This window comes from Synechococcus sp. CCY 9618 (assembly GCF_019038415.1).
In the GTDB taxonomy this organism is placed as follows: domain Bacteria; phylum Cyanobacteriota; class Cyanobacteriia; order PCC-6307; family Cyanobiaceae; genus Cyanobium.
On the sequence record NZ_JAFKRG010000004.1, the window covers coordinates 1 to 17063 of the forward strand.

Sequence of the window (17063 nt, forward strand, 5' to 3'; positions counted from 1 at the left end):
GCTAGAGCCCCGCGGCGGCGCGCAGCCCCCAGCGGGCCAGGCCCACGGCGGTGGCCGCGGCGATCAGCGGCAGCGCCCCCAGGCCCCGTCCCAGCAGCACCAGAGCACCCGCCAGCACCAGCACCGCGCCTGCCTCGAGAGAGCCTGTGGGGGCCAGTGCCGGTCCGGCCAGGTAGATGGCCAGGCTGAGGATCACCCCCACCACGGCGGCGGTGATGGCGGTGAGCGGGGCTCCCACCCGCAGATCCCCACGGCTCGCCTCCACCAGCGGCCCCCCGACCAGGATGAACAGGAACGAGGGCAGGAAGGTGAACCACACCACCACCAGCGCGGCCACCACTCCGGCGGCGAGGCTGCCGCTGCCGTTCCAGCCCCCCATGAAGCCGACGAAGGCCACCACCATGATCAGGGGGCCAGGGGTCGTCTCCCCCAGGGCCAGGCCGTCGACCATCTGGCCTGCAGCCAGCCAGCCGTGGGTGTCCACCGCCCCCTGGGCCACGTAGGGGAGCACGGCATAGGCGCCGCCGAAACTGACCAGGGCCACACGGCTGAAGAAGCGGGCCATGGTGGCCAGGGGGCCGTCCCAGCCGTTCACCTGCGTCAGCAGGGCCAGGGGCAGGCCCAGGGCCAGGCCGCCCAGCAGCAGGGTGAGGCCGAGCCGGCGCCCGCTGAAGCGGGCGTGGTCGGGGGTGGGGTCGGCGTCTCCGTGCAGGGCCGCCTCGGCGGGAAGCGTTCCGTTCGTCCCCGGCCGGGCCGCAGCCCGCGATGGGGCCTGGAACAGCTCCGGCCGCCAGCGGCCGCCGATCCAGCCCACCAGGGCCGTGGCCGCGATCAGGACCGGATAGGGCACCCGTCCGACGGCCAGGGCCAGGCAGGCGGCCGCGGCGATCGCCACCAGGACGGGATGGTGGAGGGTGCGGCGACCCAGTCGCCAGGCGGCCTGGAGCACGATTCCCAGCACCGCCGGCTTGAGCGCCCAGAACACCGCCGCCAGCACGGGCAGCTGGCCCCAGAGGGCATAGATCGCCGAGAGGCTCAGCAGCACGGCCACCGAGGGCAGCAGAAACAGCCCGCCCGCCACCAGGGCGCCTCCCGGGCCGTGCATCAGCCAGCCCAGGTAGGTGGCCAGCTGGGTGGCCTCCGGTCCCGGCAGCAGCATGCAGTAGTTGAGCGCATGCAGGAAGCGCCGCTCCGACAACCAGCGCCTGCGATCCACCAGTTCCCCGTGCAGCAGGGCGATCTGGCCGGCCGGTCCGCCGAAGCTGACCAGCCCCAGCCGCAGCCAGAAACGGGCCGCTGCCGCCAGGGGGACGGGGTCCGGCCGCGCCGAGGCAGGAGGGGATGGAACCATTCAGGCCCCGTCCCCCCGGGCCAGGGAGCCGGCACGGCGGACCACCTCGCCGCCGCGCAGCAGCAGGGCTTCCCCCTCCGCGAGGGGAGTCCAGCATTCATCGGTGGTCAGCGGTTCGGTGCTGACGATCGTCACCACGTCCCGGGGGCCGGCCAGTTCGGCGAAGTCCACGCTGAGGTCGTCATCGGCCAGGGTGGCCTTCGAGAAGGGGGCCCGCCGGGTGATGCGGTGCAGCTTGGTGCTGGCGTAGGCGTAGAGCCAGCGGCCGTTGCTGATCAGGCAGTTGAAGATGCCGGCGGCGGCCAGCCGGCCGGAGGCCGCCACCAGCACGCCGAACAAGCCGGCTTCGTCCTCCGGGTCGATGGCGGCCCGGTCGAGCTCATCGAGGATCCAGCAGAACGCGGCTTCGCTGTCGGTGCTGCCCTCGGGCCGGTAGCCGGCGGGCTGGTCGGCCCCGCTGCCGGTCAGGATCCCGGCCAGGTCGTCCTTGAGGTCGCCGTTGTGGGCGAAGACCCATTCCTGGCCGTGCCAGCGGCGGTGGAAGGGATGGCAGTTCTCCAGGGCCACCACCCCCTGGGTGGCCTTGCGGATGTGGGCGATGGAGCAGTGGGCCTTGAGATCCAGGGCCGCCACCTGGGCGGCGATCCTGGAGAAGGCCGCCGGGGCGTCCTCCCGGTAGAGGTGCACCCTGCGGCCGTCGGGATCGAAGCTGGCCACCCCCCAGCCGTCACCGTGGCTGCCCGTGGCGCCGCCCCGGCGGGTGAGGCCGTGGAAGGAGAAGCGCATGTCGGTGGGGGTGTTGGCGCTGAGGGCCAGCAGTTCGCACATGGCCGGGAGAAGGGCCAGGGGCCCGCGGCGGCTTGGGAGACTCGCCCTCGACCCATTCTCCCCGTCGGCAGGGTGCGTTCCGCGGGGCTGAAGGGGGAACGATCAGCGAGAGGCCCGGAACAGCTGATCCCAGACCCCGCTCTTGCCGAAGAAGGTCTCGTTGACCCGGCTCCAGCCACCGAAGTCGCTGACTGAAAACAGCTGTTTGACTGGGGCGAAGCGGCCCTTCACCCGGCTCCAGACCGCAGGGCTGACCGGCCGGAAGCCCTCTTCGGCGAAGATCTCCTGGGCCGGCTCGCCCTGCAGATAGGCGGCCAGGGCCTCGGCGGCCTTGCGGGTGCCCTTGCGGTCCACATTGCGGTCCACCACGGTCACCGGGCCCTCGATGCGGATGTTGACCTCCGGCACCAGGAAGGGCGTCGTCAGATCCCCCGTTCGTCTGGCCAGGATCGCCTCGTTTTCATAGTTGAGCAGCACGTCGCCCTGGCCGCGCTTGAGGAACACATCGCTGGCCTCGCGGGCGTCCTTGGGCAGGTTGTCCACGTTGCGGTAGACCGAAGCCACGTAGGCCTTCGCCTGGGTTTCCTCTCCTCCGGTCTGGCTCACCGAGCCCCAGAGGCCCAGGAAGTTCCAGCGGGCGCCGCCGGAGGTCTTGGGATTGGCGCTCACCACGGCGAGGCCGGGCCTGGCCAGGTCCGCCCAGGTGCGGATGCCCTTGGGGTTGCCCTGGCGGGGTACGAAGGCCACCACTGAGTTGGTGATCATCGAGTCCTGCGGCAGTTCCTTCTCCCAGCCCGGCGCCACCAGACCCGCCTTCTGGAGCTTGAGCACGTCACCGGCCAGGGCCAGGGTGGCGACGTCGGCATCGAGGCCGTCGATGATCGCGCGGGTCTGGGAGCCCGAGCCGCCATAGCTGGTCCTGACGGTGAGGGTCCGGCCGGTACGCGCCTTCCAGTCGGCCTCGAACTTCGGCAGGATCCGGTCGTAGGCCCCCTTGGTGACGGCGTAGCTCACCAGCAGCAGCTCCTGGGAGCCACCGCCGTCGGCGTTGTCGGGGGGCTGGGAGCTGCAGCCGCCCAGGGCCAGGCCGCCGAGCAGGACGCCGCCGAGGGCGAGGGAGGGGAGGGCACCGATGCAGTGGCGAACCACGGATCTCTGATCAGGAATCCGGAAAATAATACACCGGTTCCCCGGTCGGATAAGTGTTTCGCTTCCGTTGTCCCCGCCGGGGCCGCCCCGCCGGTCTGGCCTGCCACAATCCACATAGGACAACCGTGGAATCCCTTGGCTTTCAGTGCAAAAACCGGCTATGGGCTGGTCTCGCTCATGGAGCTGGCGGCCATCCATGCCGGCGGCGGGGTTCTGCAGGTGGCGGAGATCGCCCAGCGCCAGGGCATTCCCGACCGCTACCTGGAGCAGATGCTCGCCAGTTTGCGCCGGGGACAGATCCTGCGCAGCATCCGCGGCCCGAAGGGGGGCTACCAGCTGGCCAGGCCGCCGGTCGAGATCCTGGTCGACGACGTCGTCAGCTGTCTGGAGGGGGAGAGCGCCTCCAGCGCCGCTGCGGAGCGCGACACGCCCGAGTTCGAGGTGCTGACCCGGCTGGAGGCGCGGCTTGAGGAAACGCGCCGGGACATCCTGACGGGCACCACCCTGCAGGATCTGCTGGACCAGCGGGACCACCTGGCCCAGGCCCAGGCGATGTATTTCATCTGAGCCTTCAGATGGAAAAATCCGGCACAAAGGAACGGGCCTGGCGGCTGACCACGTGCAGCCGGTCGCCGGGTCTGAGGGTGCGGTAATCGATCTGGTCCCGCGGGAACTGGGCCACCACCACCTCCTGGGAATCGAGCACCAGCTCCGCCTGCAGATCCCTGCCCATGTGGGTGAGCCGCCGCAGCCGCGCCGGCACCGTGCCCGGCTGAGGGGTGGCGTGCACCTGCACATGGTGGGGGCGCACGAAGATCCGTCCGTCCGTCGCCGCCGGGGCGGCTGCACTGGGGTTCGCCTCCTGGCGCACCGGCAGGGAGCCGCTCGGCAGCTCGTTGACGGCCCCCACGAAGCTCATCACGAAGGGGGAGGCGGGATGGTCGTAGATCTCGGCCGGGGAGCCGATCTGCTCGACCCGCCCTTCGTTCATCACCACGATCCGGTCGGCCACCTCCATGGCTTCCTCCTGGTCGTGGGTCACGATCACGGTGGTGACGTGCATCTCGTCGTGGAGGTTGCGCAGCCAGGCCCGCAGCTCCTTGCGCACCTTGGCGTCTAGGGCGCTGAAGGGCTCGTCGAGCAGCAGCACCCGGGGCTGCACCGCCAGGGCCCTGGCCAGGGCCACCCGCTGGCGCTGGCCGCCGGAAAGCTGGGAGGGGTAGCGGCCGCCGTAGCCGCGCAGGTGCACCAGATCGAGCAGTTCGTCCACCCGGCGCCGGATCGCCTCGGGTTTCCAGCCCCGCAGCTCCAGGCCGAAGGCCACGTTGCGCCGCACGTTGCGGTGCTTGAACAGGGCGAAATGCTGGAACACGAAGCCCACCTGGCGCTCCTGCACCGAGCGTTCGGTTGCCTCCTCGCCGGTGATCCAGATGCGGCCGGCATCGGCGTCTTCCAGCCCGGCGATCAGGCGCAGCAGGGTGCTCTTGCCCGATCCGGAGGGCCCCAGCAGGGCCACCAGGGAACCGCTCTCCACATCGACGCTGACGTCGTCGACGGCGCGGAAGTCGCCGAAGCTCTTGCTGACGTTGGCGACGCGGATGCCCATCGGGAGAGCCGGCGGAAAAAGGTGGCGCTGACTATACCGGTAAACACACCGCCAAACCGCCCTTTAGGTCGGAAACGGTGATACGGTCAGCGCCGCATCCCCGCCCGCTTCTGTCCGACGCGATGACCGCCGCCCTCCCGCGCCGCTGGCGCCCACCCCCCCTGGTGCTGCCCAGCTGGCCCTGGCGCATCACCTGGACCTACCTGGGCCTGATCCTCTTCCTGCCCCTCGGGGCCATGCTGCTCAAGGCGGCTGGGGTCGGACCCGCCGGCTTCTGGGAGATGGCCACCACCCCGGAGGCGGTGGCCACCTACAAGGTCAGCTTCGGGCTGGCCCTGCTCGCCAGCCTGGTGAACGGTGTCTTCGGCGTGGTGGTGGCCTGGGCCCTGGTGCGCAGCCGTTTTCCCGGTCAGCGCCTGCTGGATGCCCTGATCGATCTGCCCTTCGCCCTGCCCACGGCGGTGGCCGGCCTGGCGCTCACGGCGGTCTACAGCACCAACGGCTGGCTGGGGCAGCCCCTCAATGAGGCCTTCGGTCTCAAAGTGGCCTTCGCCGCCCCCGGGGTGACGGTGGCCATGGTGTTCATCTCCCTGCCCTTCGTGGTGCGCACCGTCGAACCGGTCCTGCGTTCGCTTGAAAAGGAACAGGAGGAGGCCTCCTGGTGTCTCGGGGCCAGTCCGCTCCAGACCTTCCTGCGGGTGGTGCTGCCCCAGCTGTTCCCGGCGATCCTTGGCGGGGTGGCCCAGGGGTACAGCCGGGCCGTGGGCGAATACGGCTCGGTGGTGATGATCTCCAGCAACGTGCCCTTCAAGGACCTGATCACCCCCACCCTGATCATTCAGAAACTTGAGGAATACGACTTCGAAGCCGCCACCGTGATCGGCGCCGTGATGCTGATCTTCTCGCTGCTGAGCCTGCTGGTGATCAACCTGCTGCAGGTGTGGGGCCAGCGCTACCAGGGCGATGAGGCCTGATCCCGCCATGACCATCGTCGTCCCCACCCTCGAGAGCGCCGGTCCCGGCGGCGCCCCCCGGCCCCGGCCGCGCCGGCCCGGCGTCACCCTGTCGGCTGTCCTGATTCCGCTGATCGCCTGCCTCTATGTGGGGGTGGTGATCCTGCTGCCGGCCCTGAACGTGGTGGCCTCGGCCTTCTCCCGGGGCCTGGGCCCCTTCCTGGAGAATTTCGGCTCCCACGAGCTGCTCTCGGCCCTGCGGCTCACCCTGATCGCCACCGCCGTGGCGGTGCCCTGCAACACGGTCTTCGGCCTGGCGGCGGCCACCGCCATCGCCCGGCGCCGGTTCCGGGGCAAGGCCCTGCTGCTCAGCGTCATCGACCTGCCCTTCTCGATCTCACCGGTGGTGGTGGGGCTGATGCTGGTGCTGCTCTACAGCCCCACCCAGGGGCTGCTGGGGAATGTGGTGCAGAGCCTGGGCTGGAGGATCATCTTCTCCTGGCCCGGCATCGTGCTGGCCACGATCATCGTCACCTTCCCCTTCATGGCCCGGGAGGTGATTCCCCTGCTGGAGGAGGAGGGCTGGGAGCAGGAGGAGGCCGCCCGCACCCTGGGGGCCAGCGACTGGCAGGTGTTCTGGAAGGTGACCCTTCCCTCGGTGCGCTGGGCCGCTCTCTACGGCCTGATCCTCACCACGGCCCGGGCCCTGGGGGAATTCGGGGCGGTGGCGGTGGTCAGCGGCAACATCGAGGGCCAGACCCAGACCCTGCCCCTGTTCGTGGAGGACGCCTACAAGAACTACCAGACCGAACTGGCCTTCGGGGCGGCCATGGTGCTGGGGGGGGTGGCGATAGTGTCGCTGCTGCTCAAGCTGCTGGTGGAGCGGCTCCTGGAGCAGGACAGGGCCGCCGCCCGGATCGATCCGGAGGGCTGAGCCGGCCTCAGCAGTGCTGGTCCCCCCGGGGCGGCTCCAGCTGGATCGTGCTGTGGGCGATGCCCAGCGCCGCCAGCCTCTGCCTGGCCTGACGCAGCAGTTCCCTGTCGTCGACGCTGCCCGTGCGGCGGCTCACGTGGGCGGTCAGGGCGGCCTGGGAGGTGCTCATGCCCCACACGTGCAGGTGGTGGACGTTCTCCACGCCGGGCAGGGACCGCAGGGCCCCGTCCACCTCCACCAGGTCGATGCCCCGCGGCACGGCGTCGAGGGCGGCGCTGAGGGCTTCCCGCAGCAGCTCCCAGCCGCTCCAGGCCACCGCCAGTCCCACGCCGATGGCGGTGGCGGCGTCCAGCCAGATCCAGCCCACCAGACCCACCAGCAGGGCGCTGGCGAGCACCGCGGCCGACACGGCCGCATCGGTGAGCAGGTGGACCACCGCCGCCCGCCGGTTCAGGTCGTGGTGATGGCCCGTGCCGAACAGGCGGGCGGAGAACAGGTTCACCACGATCCCGGCCGTCGCCGCCCAGGCCACCGGCCCGCTCACCACGGGCACGGGATCGAACAGCCGCTGCACCCCCTCGACCATCAGCACGGCCGCCGCCATCAGGATCAGACCGGCGTTCATCAGGGAGGCCAGCTGGGTGCTGCGGCCGAAGCCGTAGGTGAACCGGGCCGTGGCCGGCCGGGCGCTGAGCCGTTCGGCCCCCCAGCCGAACAGCAGGCCGGCCACGTCGCCGAGGTTGTGGACGGCGTCGCCGATCAGGGCCAGGGAGCCGAAGCCGAAACCGATCGCCAGCTGCAGCCCCGACAGCCCGCTGTTGAGCAGCACGCTCCACAAGAAGGCCCTGGGGGAGCCCGGCCGGTGCTGGTGGGGGAGGGGCACGGGGGCATGGGGGGCGATGAAGGGGGTCCTAGCAGCGGCTCCTGCCCTGGGCCCGGGGGTCAGTCCTGGTAGTGGGAATCGATCCAGCAGCGGGGCAGCTCTTCTCCGGAGGGGAAGAACAGATCCGTCTTGGCGTAACTCGCGGGATCCTGCAGCTCTTCGCCGCCGTGGAGGCGACCCCGCACCTGGGTGTCGAAGGGGTTGAACAACTGCTGAACGTCCAGCACCTCCACCAGACTGGTGTCTTCGGCGTCGTGGCGGACTTTGAGGAACATGGTTCTGCTCCGTTCTTGCAATCCTCATTCTGGTCCAGCGCTGGCCCATCCGGTAACGACCGTGACACTTCCCCGCTTCCGGCGCGGGCGCCGCTGACGCCGTTCCCGGGCGTGAGTAGACGAAGGACAGGACTGCCCCGGCAGGTCTGATCGACCCGCTGCCCTTTCTCCATGACCCATCACCAGATCCTGATCGTCGGGGGAGGGGCAGCGGGCCTCACCGTGGCCAGCCAGCTCAGGAGGGCCCGACCGGGGCTGGAGATCGCCATCCTCGAGCCCTCCGGCGACCACTACTACCAACCCGGCTGGACCCTGGTGGGGGGTGGTGTCTTCAGTCTCGAGCAGACCCGCCGCCCCGAGGAGCAGCTGATCCCGGAGGGTGTCCGCTGGATCCGCGACGCGGTCAGTGGCTTCGATCCGGCGGCCAGCAGCGTCACCACCGCGTCCGGAGACACCCTCAGCTACGACGTTCTGGTGGTGGCCACCGGCATCCGGCTCTGCTGGGACCGCATCAAGGGCCTGCCCGAGGCCCTCGGGAGCAACGGCATCACCAGCAACTACTCCAAGGACACCGTCGATTACACCTGGAAGACGATCCAGGAGTTCCAGGGGGGCAACGCCCTGTTCACCTATCCCGACACGCCGATCAAGTGTGCCGGGGCGCCCCAGAAGATCATGTACCTGGCGGACGACGTCTTCCGGCGCTCGCCGGAGCTGGCCGGGCGCAGCCATGTGATCTACGCCACGGCCACCCCCGGCATCTTCGGCATTCCCGTCTACGCCGCGCCGCTGCGGGAGATCGTGGCCCGCCGCGGCATCGACGCCCGCTACCAGCACACCCTCACGGAGGTGCGCCCCGACACGAAGGAGGCCGTCTTCACCGTCAGGGAGGGTGAGTCCACCCGTGAGGAGGTGATCCCCTTCGCGATGATCCATGTCACCCCGCCGATGGCGGCGCCGGAGGTGGTGGCCTCCAGCCCCCTGGCGGTGGACGGCCCCGGCGGCTGGGTGGAGGTCGAAAAATATTCCACCCAGCACGTGCGCTTCCCGAACGTCTTCTCCCTGGGCGACGTGTCGTCGCTGCCCAACTCCAAGACCGCCGCCGCCGTGCGCGGCCAGGCGCCGGTGCTGGTGGCCAACCTGCTGGCCCATCTCGACGGCCAGCCCCTGGCCGCCCGCTACGACGGCTACGCCTGCTGCCCGCTGATCACCGGTTACGGGAAGGTGATCATGGCCGAGTTCAACTACGAGGGCGAGCCCGTGCCCTCCTTCCCCCACGACCCCACCAGGGAGAGCTGGCTGATGTGGATCGTCAAGACCAAGCTCCTCCCCTGGATCTACTGGAACCGGATGCTGAAGGGTCTGCCCCACGAGCGGCGCTTCATGCCGGGGGTGGTGCACTGACCGCATCGCCGGGGCGCCTCAGGTGCCCCAGCCGCTGCACGAGGTCGAGCAGCAGCGGATGAGGGAAGGATGAGGATCCGCCGGGTCTGGGGCAGGTCATCGTCTCCGGGCAGGGTCGGAGTCGCCAGAGGACTCCTGCGGCCCCGCCCGACCCACCTGCTCGACGGGGGGGAGCGTCTCACCCCGGCCCTCGATCGGGAACTGGCCGAACAGCTGAAGGGGGGATGGCGCCGTCAGGGTGTGCGCAGTCGTCGGGAGGCTGTTTCCATGGACCCATCCACCCCAGGGGAACGCTCCGGTCCATGAGAGACGCCCTGTTGCCATCCGCTTTCGTCCCCGGTCCCTCCAGCTGCCCCGGCCTCGATCAGGCCCGGGGGCTGAGGGAGACCCTGCTGGCCCTGAAGACGGCGATGCAGCGCATCGAGGTGGAGGAAGCCGAGTGCCTGGAGGCCATCCACGAGACCTACGGCGTCAGCGCCCGCAATCTGCTGCACTTCATCGGGTTCCATCGCCATGCCCATCCGGGGCTCCCCCAGGCGCTGCGGCAGCGCGGGCTCTGCGCCCTGGTGGATTGCGATGCCCACCTGCTGCCCAGCCTGGAGGCCGTGATCAGGGCCCTGGAGGCGCTGGAGGGGCTGGATTCCTCGGCCGACGACGCCAGCGCGGCCGGTCCTGCCGATCCCAGCGGGCAGGCTGTGCTTCACGACCGCTGCGACCGCCTGTTCCGGGCAGTGGCTGCCGAAGGGGCCGCCGGCATCATGGTGACGCTGCCGGCGGAGGCCGCCGAGCATCCCTCCCTGATCGAGGATCTGCTGGAGGCGGGCATGACCATGGCCCGCATCAACTGTGCCCACGACGATCCGGCGGTCTGGGCCCTGCTGGTGGCGGGGGTGAAGCGGGCGCGCGCCGCCACCGGCCGGCTCTGTGCGATCGCGATGGATCTGGCGGGGCCGAAACTGCGCACCGGCCCGCTGGCCCCCCAGCCCGCCGTGATCCGCGCCCGCCCGGTCCGCGACCGGCTGGGACGGCCACTGCGACCGGTGCGGATCCTGGCGGTGCCGCCGGGAGCCTCCCCCGCGGCCGAGGAGGCCGATGGCGTGCTGCTGCCGGTGCGGCTGAAGAAGGGGAAGCGGCTGAAGGTGGGCGACCGGCTGCGCGGACGCGATGCCTCCTTTCGCTGGCGCACCCTCTCGGTCGGCGGGCGACGCCCCGACGGGACGCTGTTGCTCCTCTGCGACAAGGCCTGTCATTTCATCTCCGGCCTGGTGTTCCATCAGCGCAAGGGCAAGGCCCGGCTGGTGGTCGAGCCCCTGCCCCCGGTCAGTGGTGAGCGGCGGCTGCGCGTCGGCGACACCCTGAGGCTCACGGCTGAGCCGGACCAGGGACCCGACACCCTCCCCTGCAGCCTGAGCGAGGTGTTCTTCGATCTGCGCATCGGCGAGCGGGTGTTCTTCGACGACGGCCGCATCACTGCTGTGATCCTGGGCGTGACGGCCCGGGAGCTGCTGGTGGAGATCACAGCGGCCCAGGGCAGCGGCAGCAGGCTCCGATCCGACAAGGGGATCAATTTCCCCGACAGCGACCTGCGCATGCCCGCCCTCACCGCCAAGGACAGTGAGGATCTGGTCTTCGCGGGCGAACATGCCGACATGATCAGTTATTCCTTCGTGCGAAGGGAATCCGACATCCACGCTCTGCGCCAGGGTCTGGAGGCTCAGGGCCGCCAGGATCTGGCGGTGATCCTCAAGATCGAAACCCGTCAGGCCTTTCTGAATCTGCCCCGGCTGCTGCTGGCGGCGATGGCGCACGGAGCTCCGGTCGGGGTGATGATCGCGCGGGGCGACCTGGCGGTCGAGTGCGGCTGGGAGGCGCTGGCGGCGATCCAGGAGGAGATCCTGCGCATCTGCGCCGCCGCCCATGTCCCCTGCATCTGGGCGACGGAGGTTCTCGATGCCATGGCCCATCGGGTCCGGCCCACCCGTGCCGAGATCACCGATGCGGCGATGGCGGCCCGAGCCGATGCGGTGCTGCTGAACAAGGGTCCGAACATCACCGCGGCCGTCAGGGTGCTGGAGGGCCTGATCACCGGGGATGCCGTCGGGCGGAACGAACGCGACGAGCCCCTGATCAGCTGCCTGGCCTTTCGCAGCAATTGCGATGAGCCGGCCCCGTTCGGGTGACGTCCCGTGTCTTGGCTCGGTCGGAGGACCCTGGCGAGTGGGAGCAGCGCGGCACTGAAGGCTTCAGTCTCCAGGATGACTGAAAGCTTCAGTCTCTAGGATTTTCGAGCAGGGAATCCTTGGCGAATTTCAGATTTTTCCAGATCTTTTTGATCTGCCGCCAGGCGTCCTCCTGGCTCATCTTTCCGTTGGCCTGCAGCCCCACGATCAGACCGACCTGATCGGCGAAGGATTCAAGATTCTGGTGAAACATCAGCCGTTCGGGGCTCCAGTCGTTGCCCCGATAGCTGCCATGGGCCTCCATGGGTGAGCGAACCTCCCGATCCGGAGAGCTGAGTTCCCGGTTGTTCGCTCCGCTGGAAGCATCCATGGCCAAGGTATCGCTCCCCTGATGTATCTCTGTAAAGCCTAGCGAGCAGGCATTAAGACTCCGTAAAGCCCGCCGCCTCGGCCCACGACACCATGGCGCTTCCGTCTGCGGTTGAATCGTGGCAACCCGTGGGCCTCCCATGCTGCGACTCACTCCGGGCGCCCTCACCTCCCAGCGCCTGGAGCAGCGTCCGGCCGGCCTTCCCACGCACCTGTTCATCCACGGCGGCCTGGGACCCACCCGCTCCGATGCGGTGGTGTTCCACCGCTCCGGTCCCGTGCGCATCCCCGATGCCGGCCTCGATCAGCTGGCCCGGCTGCGGCGGAGTGGCACCCCGCTCTGGCTGCGGTTGCAGGGGCTGGCCGATCGGATGGTCCTGCATCGGCTGCTGGATGGCCTCGAGGTGCCCGCCGTCCTGCACGCACCGCTTCTGGAGGTGCCCCAGCGGCCCCAGGTGAAGGGACTGGAGGAGGTGCTGCTGGTGATCCTGCATCGGCTGAGCTTCGCCAGGGATCCCTCCTATCTCGTCAGCGAGCAGGTGGCCCTGGTGTTGCTGCCGGGGCTGCTGATCACCGTGGAGGAGGGGGGGAGCGGCGATCCCTTCCCCACACTGACTGAATGGCTGCTCTCCCAGTCGGGGTCGCTGGAGGATCGGGATCTCGACGACATCCTGCATTTCCTCATCGATGATCTGCTCGATGGGCTGTTCCCGATGCTGGAGGCGATTTCGCTGAAGCTGGATGCCCTGGAGGAGTCGTCCCTGCGGAATCCCCGTCCACTGATTCTGCGGAGATCCTATGAATTCCGCAGCAATCTGCGCATCATCCGAACCCTGATCTGGCCCCTGCGTCATCAGATCCGCCTGCTGCTTCGTCAGCGCCAATGGCTTCTGGGGCCCGAGGCCCTGGAGGGCTTCCGCGACATGGCCGAACTGGTGGACCAGCTGTTCGAGGCCTGCGGCTCGCTGCGCAGCCAGTGCGATGCCATCACCCACTCCTATGCGGCCACCATCGGCAACCGCATGAATCAGGTGATGAAAACCCTCACAATTCTCACCAGTATCTTTGCCCCGTTGACGTTCATCGCCGGCATCTACGGCATGAATTTCGAATACATGCCCGAACTGAGATGGCATCACGGTTATGCGCTGGTGATGCTGTTCATGGCGGCCGTGGCGGCTGCCCAGGCCTGGTGGCTCTGGCACCGGGGCTGGTTCCAGGACTGGACGGGGCAGCGCTGATCCCGCCGCCTTGAGCGGCTGGCGTTCACAAACTCCTCTTAACCCATTCCGCCCTCAGGATGCTGCAGGATCGGCGAAACCCTCCCGGCGACGCAGGATTCATGGCCCAGATCCCTTGGCCGGGCCGAAGGTTTTCGAAGACCATCAGCGGCGTCGTCCTCGCCGCCGTCGTTCCCGCCGTTCCATCGGGCGCCCTCCTGGCCCAGGCCAGCCCGGCCCCCGTGGTGCGGGTGGAGGGCTCCAGCACGGTCTTCCCGATCATGGAGGTTGCGGCCAGGGCATTCCGGGCCAGCTCCGGCGGCCGGTCGGTGCGGGTGACGATGAAGGAGACCGGCACCAGCGCCGGCCTGCGCCGTTTCTGCCAGGGTCAGATCCCCATCGCCAACGCCTCCCGTCCGATCAGCACCAAGGAGCTCAGGGCCTGCGCGGCCAGAGGCGTCACCTTCATCGAACTTCCCCTGGCCTTCGATGCCATCACCGTCGCCGTCCATCCGCGCAACACCTGGGCCAGCAGCATCAGCCCGGCGGACCTGGCCCTGCTGTGGAACCGCAGGGCCCAGGGCCGCATCAGACGCTGGAACCAGGTGAATCCTGTCTGGCCCGACAAGGCCATCAGGCTCTGCGGCCCCGGCAGGGATTCCGGCACCTACGACTACTTCAACAAGGCCATCAATGGTTCGGAGGATGACTCCCGCGCCGACTACACCGCCAGTGAGGATGACACCGTGCTGGTGCGTTGCGTGGCCAACGATCCCCTCGCGCTCGGCTATTTCGGCTTCTCCTATTACCGCGGCAACACCAACCGGCTCAGGGCCCTGGCCATCGCAGGTCCGAAGGGGACCGTGGCGCCTTCGCTGAAATCGGTCCAGCAGGAGCGTTACCAGCCCCTGTCCCGCCCCCTGTTCGTCTATGTGAACGATCGGGCCCTCAGGGAGCAGGCGTCGGTGCGCTCGTTCCTCACCTTCACCCTGCAGCGGGGGTTGCGCTTCTCCGAGCAGGCCGGCGCCATCCCCCTGCCGGCGGACACCTACCGTCTGGTGGAGAGCAAGCTCTATCGCCACGTGCTGGGCACCTCCTTCGGGGGGGATCTGCCCATCGGGCTCTCCATCGGTCAGGCCATCCGGCGCAGCTTCGAGCAGATCCGTTCGCCCCAGCCCCGCTGATCCAGCCGGCTGGGGAAGATATCTTGACCCCCCCTTAATCCACCCATAACGACTGGCCTCCCCATCGGTTGCTAATCAAGGAAGGCCTGACTTTTCGGTTCTCGATGACCTTCGCCAAGAAGGCCCTGATCTATGGCTCCGCGCTGACCTTCGGCGTGGGCACCGGTGTTGCCGCCCTGGCGCAGAGCACCCTCAACGGTGCGGGCGCCACCTTCCCTGCGCCCTTCTACCAGAGCGCCTTCGCCGGCCTGGCCAGCACCGGCGTCAAGGTCAATTACCAGTCGGTGGGATCCGGCGCGGGCGTCCGTCAGTTCGTGGCGGGCACTGTGGACTTCGGTGCCACCGATGAACCGATCAGCTCCTCGGAGGCCGCCAAGGTGAGCCGCGGTGTGGTGCAGTTCCCTGCCGTGGGCGGCACCATCGCCATCGGCTACAACAAGGCCGATTGCAAGGGTCTGAAACTCACCCAGAAGCAGCTGGTGGATGTCTATCTGGGCGCCATCAGGACCTGGGATCAGCTCAAGTGCGGCAAGGGTCCGATCAAGGTGGTGCACCGCTCCGACGGCTCCGGCACCACCTTCGCCTTCACCAATTCCCTCTCGGCCTTCTCCTCCACCTGGAAGTCCAGGGTGGGTGAGGGCAAGAGTGTCAAGTGGCCGGTGGGTCTGGGCGGCAAGGGAAATGAGGGTGTGGCCGGCATCGTCAGCAACACCCCGGGGTCCCTGGGTTACATGAATCAGGCCTATGTGAAGGGCGCCATCAAGGCGGCCGCCCTGCAGAACAAGGCCGGCAGGTTCGTGATGCCCGGTCTCAAGGGCGGTGCCGCCGCCCTCAACAACATCAGGCTTGACGGCAATCTTGCCGGTGAGGATCCCAACCCTGCCGGTGCCGACAGCTACCCCATCTCCACCCTCACCTGGATCCTTGCCTACCAGAAGGGCAACGGTGCCAAGGCCGGCAGCATCCGCAAGGCCATGCTCTATCTGCTGAGCCCCGCTGCCCAGAACAAGGCCGACAACATCGGCTACGTGCCTCTGAAGGGCTCCGTCCTCAGCGCCGCCAAGAAGGCGGTGGCAAGGATCGGCAGCTGATTCCCTGCCCGGGGAAGGCGTGCATGGAGAGAGGGAGCCTTCGCTCCCTCTTTTTCTTGAGCACCCCTTGATGGCCGCTCTTGCCCGACGCAGTGTTCGATTGCGGGATCCTCTGCCGGCCAGGTTCAGGCCAGTCCGTGCAAGCCCCGGTCAACGGGCTGACTTTCCCAGGTCTTAACCAAAGCACTACCAGGGCTTTGCCCGTGGGGCGGGTGTCGCTGCATACAGTTCGCTGCATCCGCCGCGCTTCAACCATGGTATTCACGCCCTCCCGTGAATCCGGCAGCAAGGAAGGATTCCGGGAGCTTCTGGAAGCCAATTACCAGAAGCGCAGCCTCGTTCATGTCAGTGCCGGCAGCCACGTACCGCTGCTCAAGAACAACGTCTGGCTCGTTGTTCGCGGCATGGTGAAGCTCAGTGCCATCACCATCCACGGCGATGACATGCTGCTGGGGCTGGCCGGCCCCAACGAACCCTTCGGGGATCCCCTCAACGGGGTCGAAGCCTATGAGGCCACCACCCTGGCCGACACCGACCTGCTCTGTCTGAGCTGCGGTGAGATTCGCCAGGACCCGCTCCTGGCGGTGGCCATGCTCGAAGCTCTGGGGCTGCGGCTCCAGCAGAGCCAGGCCCTCCTGGCCCTGATGGGCCTCAAGCGTGTTGACGAGAGGGTGCGGGGTTTTCTTGAGCTGCTGGCCAGCGAATACGGCCAGCCCTGCGAACACGGTCTGCGCCTCAACCTGCGCCTCACCCACCAGGAACTGGCCAGCGCTCTGGCCACCACCCGGGTCACCGTCACCCGGGTGATCGGCAGCCTGCGCGACGAAGGCTGGCTCCAGCTGGACAGCCAGAGGCGCCTGGTGGTCAGCTATCTGCCTCGCCGTTGACACCGCTCTGCGATCAGGACGCCGCCGACACCGACAATGGGGTCATGCCCCTGCCTCCTCCAGCTCTCCTGGTCGTCGAGGACGACGACACCATCCGGGAAACGATCCGCGATGTTCTTGTCCTGGAGGGATTCGAGGTCACGGCCTGCGGCAACGGCCGCGAGGCCCTGCGCTGCCTGCAGGACTGCGCTCCTGGTGAGGAGTTCGCCCTGGTGGTGCTCGATCTGATGCTGCCCGGCATGGGCGGTCTGGATCTCTGCCGCCAGCTGCGTGCCGCCGGCAACCACACCCCCATCCTGGTCGTCAGCGCCCGGGACAGTGAGACCGACCGGGTGCTGGGGCTGGAGGTGGGGGCTGACGACTACCTGATCAAGCCTTTCGGCATGCGGGAGCTGGTGGCCCGCTGCCGGGCCCTGCTGCGCCGCAGCCGCTCCGCCGAAGCATCGGCCAAGGTGCTCCAGCATGCCAACCTGCGCCTGTATCCGGAGGAATGCCGGGTCATCCGGGACGGCCTCGAGGTCAATCTCTCCCCCAAGGAATACCGGCTGCTGGAACTGTTCATGCAGCATCCCCGCCGGGTCTGGAGCCGCGACAAACTTCTGGAGCGCGTGTGGGGCTACGACTATTTCGGCGACAGCAAGACCGTCGACGTGCACATCCGCTGGTTGCGCGAAAAGCTGGAGGCCAATCCCTCCGCCCCCGAGCATCTGGTCACCGTGCGAGGCTTCGGCTACCGCTTCGGTTGAATG

At 68.5% G+C, this 17063-nt stretch carries 17 protein-coding genes; 10 read left to right on the plus strand and 7 right to left on the minus strand.

Annotated features, from left to right (window positions below):
* Position 1: 1 nt before the first annotated feature.
* From chrA to KUG41_RS00515, 3 genes are all read right to left on the minus strand, one after another.
* The gene (gene chrA / locus KUG41_RS00505) at positions 2–1351 is read right to left on the minus strand and encodes a chromate efflux transporter (protein ID WP_216900010.1); all 1350 of its coding nucleotides are present in this window, start codon (positions 1349–1351) and stop codon (positions 2–4) included.
* The gene (locus KUG41_RS00510; protein WP_216900011.1) at positions 1352–2179 is read right to left on the minus strand and encodes a class II glutamine amidotransferase; all 828 of its coding nucleotides are present in this window, start codon (positions 2177–2179) and stop codon (positions 1352–1354) included.
* A gap of 102 nt (positions 2180–2281) precedes the next feature.
* Positions 2282–3328: a sulfate ABC transporter substrate-binding protein gene (locus tag KUG41_RS00515; protein ID WP_371733981.1), complete on the minus strand. Its 1047-nt coding sequence runs from the start codon at positions 3326–3328 to the stop codon at positions 2282–2284.
* Between the two features lie 135 nt (positions 3329–3463).
* Here KUG41_RS00515 and KUG41_RS00520 point away from each other — a divergent pair, with 135 nt between their 5' ends.
* Positions 3464–3895: an Rrf2 family transcriptional regulator gene (locus KUG41_RS00520; RefSeq protein WP_216900012.1), complete on the plus strand. Its 432-nt coding sequence runs from the start codon at positions 3464–3466 to the stop codon at positions 3893–3895.
* Between the two features lie 4 nt (positions 3896–3899).
* Here KUG41_RS00520 and KUG41_RS00525 read toward each other — a convergent pair whose 3' ends face one another.
* Positions 3900–4934 (minus strand): sulfate/molybdate ABC transporter ATP-binding protein, encoded by a 1035-nt coding sequence (locus tag KUG41_RS00525; protein ID WP_216900013.1) that lies wholly within the window; start codon positions 4932–4934, stop codon positions 3900–3902.
* A gap of 122 nt (positions 4935–5056) precedes the next feature.
* Between KUG41_RS00525 and cysT the strand changes: the two genes are divergently transcribed.
* Entirely contained in the window at positions 5057–5908 is an 852-nt protein-coding gene (gene cysT, locus KUG41_RS00530; protein ID WP_216900014.1) for a sulfate ABC transporter permease subunit CysT, read from the plus strand.
* 7 nt (positions 5909–5915) lie between these two features.
* Complete coding sequence (gene cysW / locus KUG41_RS00535) at positions 5916–6821, plus strand: sulfate ABC transporter permease subunit CysW (RefSeq protein WP_216900015.1); 906 nt, start codon at positions 5916–5918, stop codon at positions 6819–6821.
* Between the two features lie 7 nt (positions 6822–6828).
* Here cysW and KUG41_RS00540 read toward each other — a convergent pair whose 3' ends face one another.
* Both KUG41_RS00540 and KUG41_RS00545 read right to left on the minus strand, forming a co-directional pair.
* Complete coding sequence (locus KUG41_RS00540) at positions 6829–7704, minus strand: cation diffusion facilitator family transporter (RefSeq protein ID WP_371733982.1); 876 nt, start codon at positions 7702–7704, stop codon at positions 6829–6831.
* A 59-nt stretch (positions 7705–7763) separates the two neighbouring features.
* The gene (locus KUG41_RS00545) at positions 7764–7979 is read right to left on the minus strand and encodes an acetyltransferase (RefSeq protein ID WP_216900054.1); all 216 of its coding nucleotides are present in this window, start codon (positions 7977–7979) and stop codon (positions 7764–7766) included.
* A 171-nt stretch (positions 7980–8150) separates the two neighbouring features.
* Between KUG41_RS00545 and KUG41_RS00550 the strand changes: the two genes are divergently transcribed.
* The gene (locus tag KUG41_RS00550; protein ID WP_216900017.1) at positions 8151–9383 is read left to right on the plus strand and encodes an FAD/NAD(P)-binding oxidoreductase; all 1233 of its coding nucleotides are present in this window, start codon (positions 8151–8153) and stop codon (positions 9381–9383) included.
* A 302-nt stretch (positions 9384–9685) separates the two neighbouring features.
* On the plus strand, positions 9686–11563 hold the full coding sequence (locus KUG41_RS00555) for a pyruvate kinase (RefSeq protein ID WP_216900018.1): 1878 nt from the start codon (positions 9686–9688) through the stop codon (positions 11561–11563).
* Positions 11564–11651: 88 nt separating this feature from the next.
* On the opposite strand, the gene KUG41_RS00560 is transcribed toward KUG41_RS00555, so the two are convergent.
* A complete protein-coding gene (locus KUG41_RS00560) occupies positions 11652–11933 on the minus strand; it encodes a hypothetical protein (RefSeq protein ID WP_254216695.1) in 282 nt (93 codons plus the stop codon).
* Positions 11934–12072: 139 nt separating this feature from the next.
* Here KUG41_RS00560 and KUG41_RS00565 point away from each other — a divergent pair, with 139 nt between their 5' ends.
* The 5 genes from KUG41_RS00565 (at position 12073) to KUG41_RS00585 (ending at position 17060) form a co-directional block, all read left to right on the plus strand.
* Positions 12073–13173, plus strand: coding sequence for a CorA family divalent cation transporter (locus KUG41_RS00565; protein WP_254216685.1), 1101 nt, complete (start codon positions 12073–12075; stop codon positions 13171–13173).
* 101 nt (positions 13174–13274) lie between these two features.
* Positions 13275–14336, plus strand: coding sequence for a PstS family phosphate ABC transporter substrate-binding protein (locus tag KUG41_RS00570; protein WP_254216686.1), 1062 nt, complete (start codon positions 13275–13277; stop codon positions 14334–14336).
* Positions 14337–14440: 104 nt separating this feature from the next.
* A complete protein-coding gene (gene pstS / locus KUG41_RS00575; protein ID WP_216900021.1) occupies positions 14441–15427 on the plus strand; it encodes a phosphate ABC transporter substrate-binding protein PstS in 987 nt (328 codons plus the stop codon).
* Positions 15428–15681: 254 nt separating this feature from the next.
* On the plus strand, positions 15682–16314 hold the full coding sequence (locus tag KUG41_RS00580; protein WP_216900022.1) for a Crp/Fnr family transcriptional regulator: 633 nt from the start codon (positions 15682–15684) through the stop codon (positions 16312–16314).
* Between the two features lie 44 nt (positions 16315–16358).
* The gene (locus KUG41_RS00585) at positions 16359–17060 is read left to right on the plus strand and encodes a response regulator transcription factor (RefSeq protein WP_216900058.1); all 702 of its coding nucleotides are present in this window, start codon (positions 16359–16361) and stop codon (positions 17058–17060) included.
* Positions 17061–17063 lie beyond the last annotated feature (3 nt).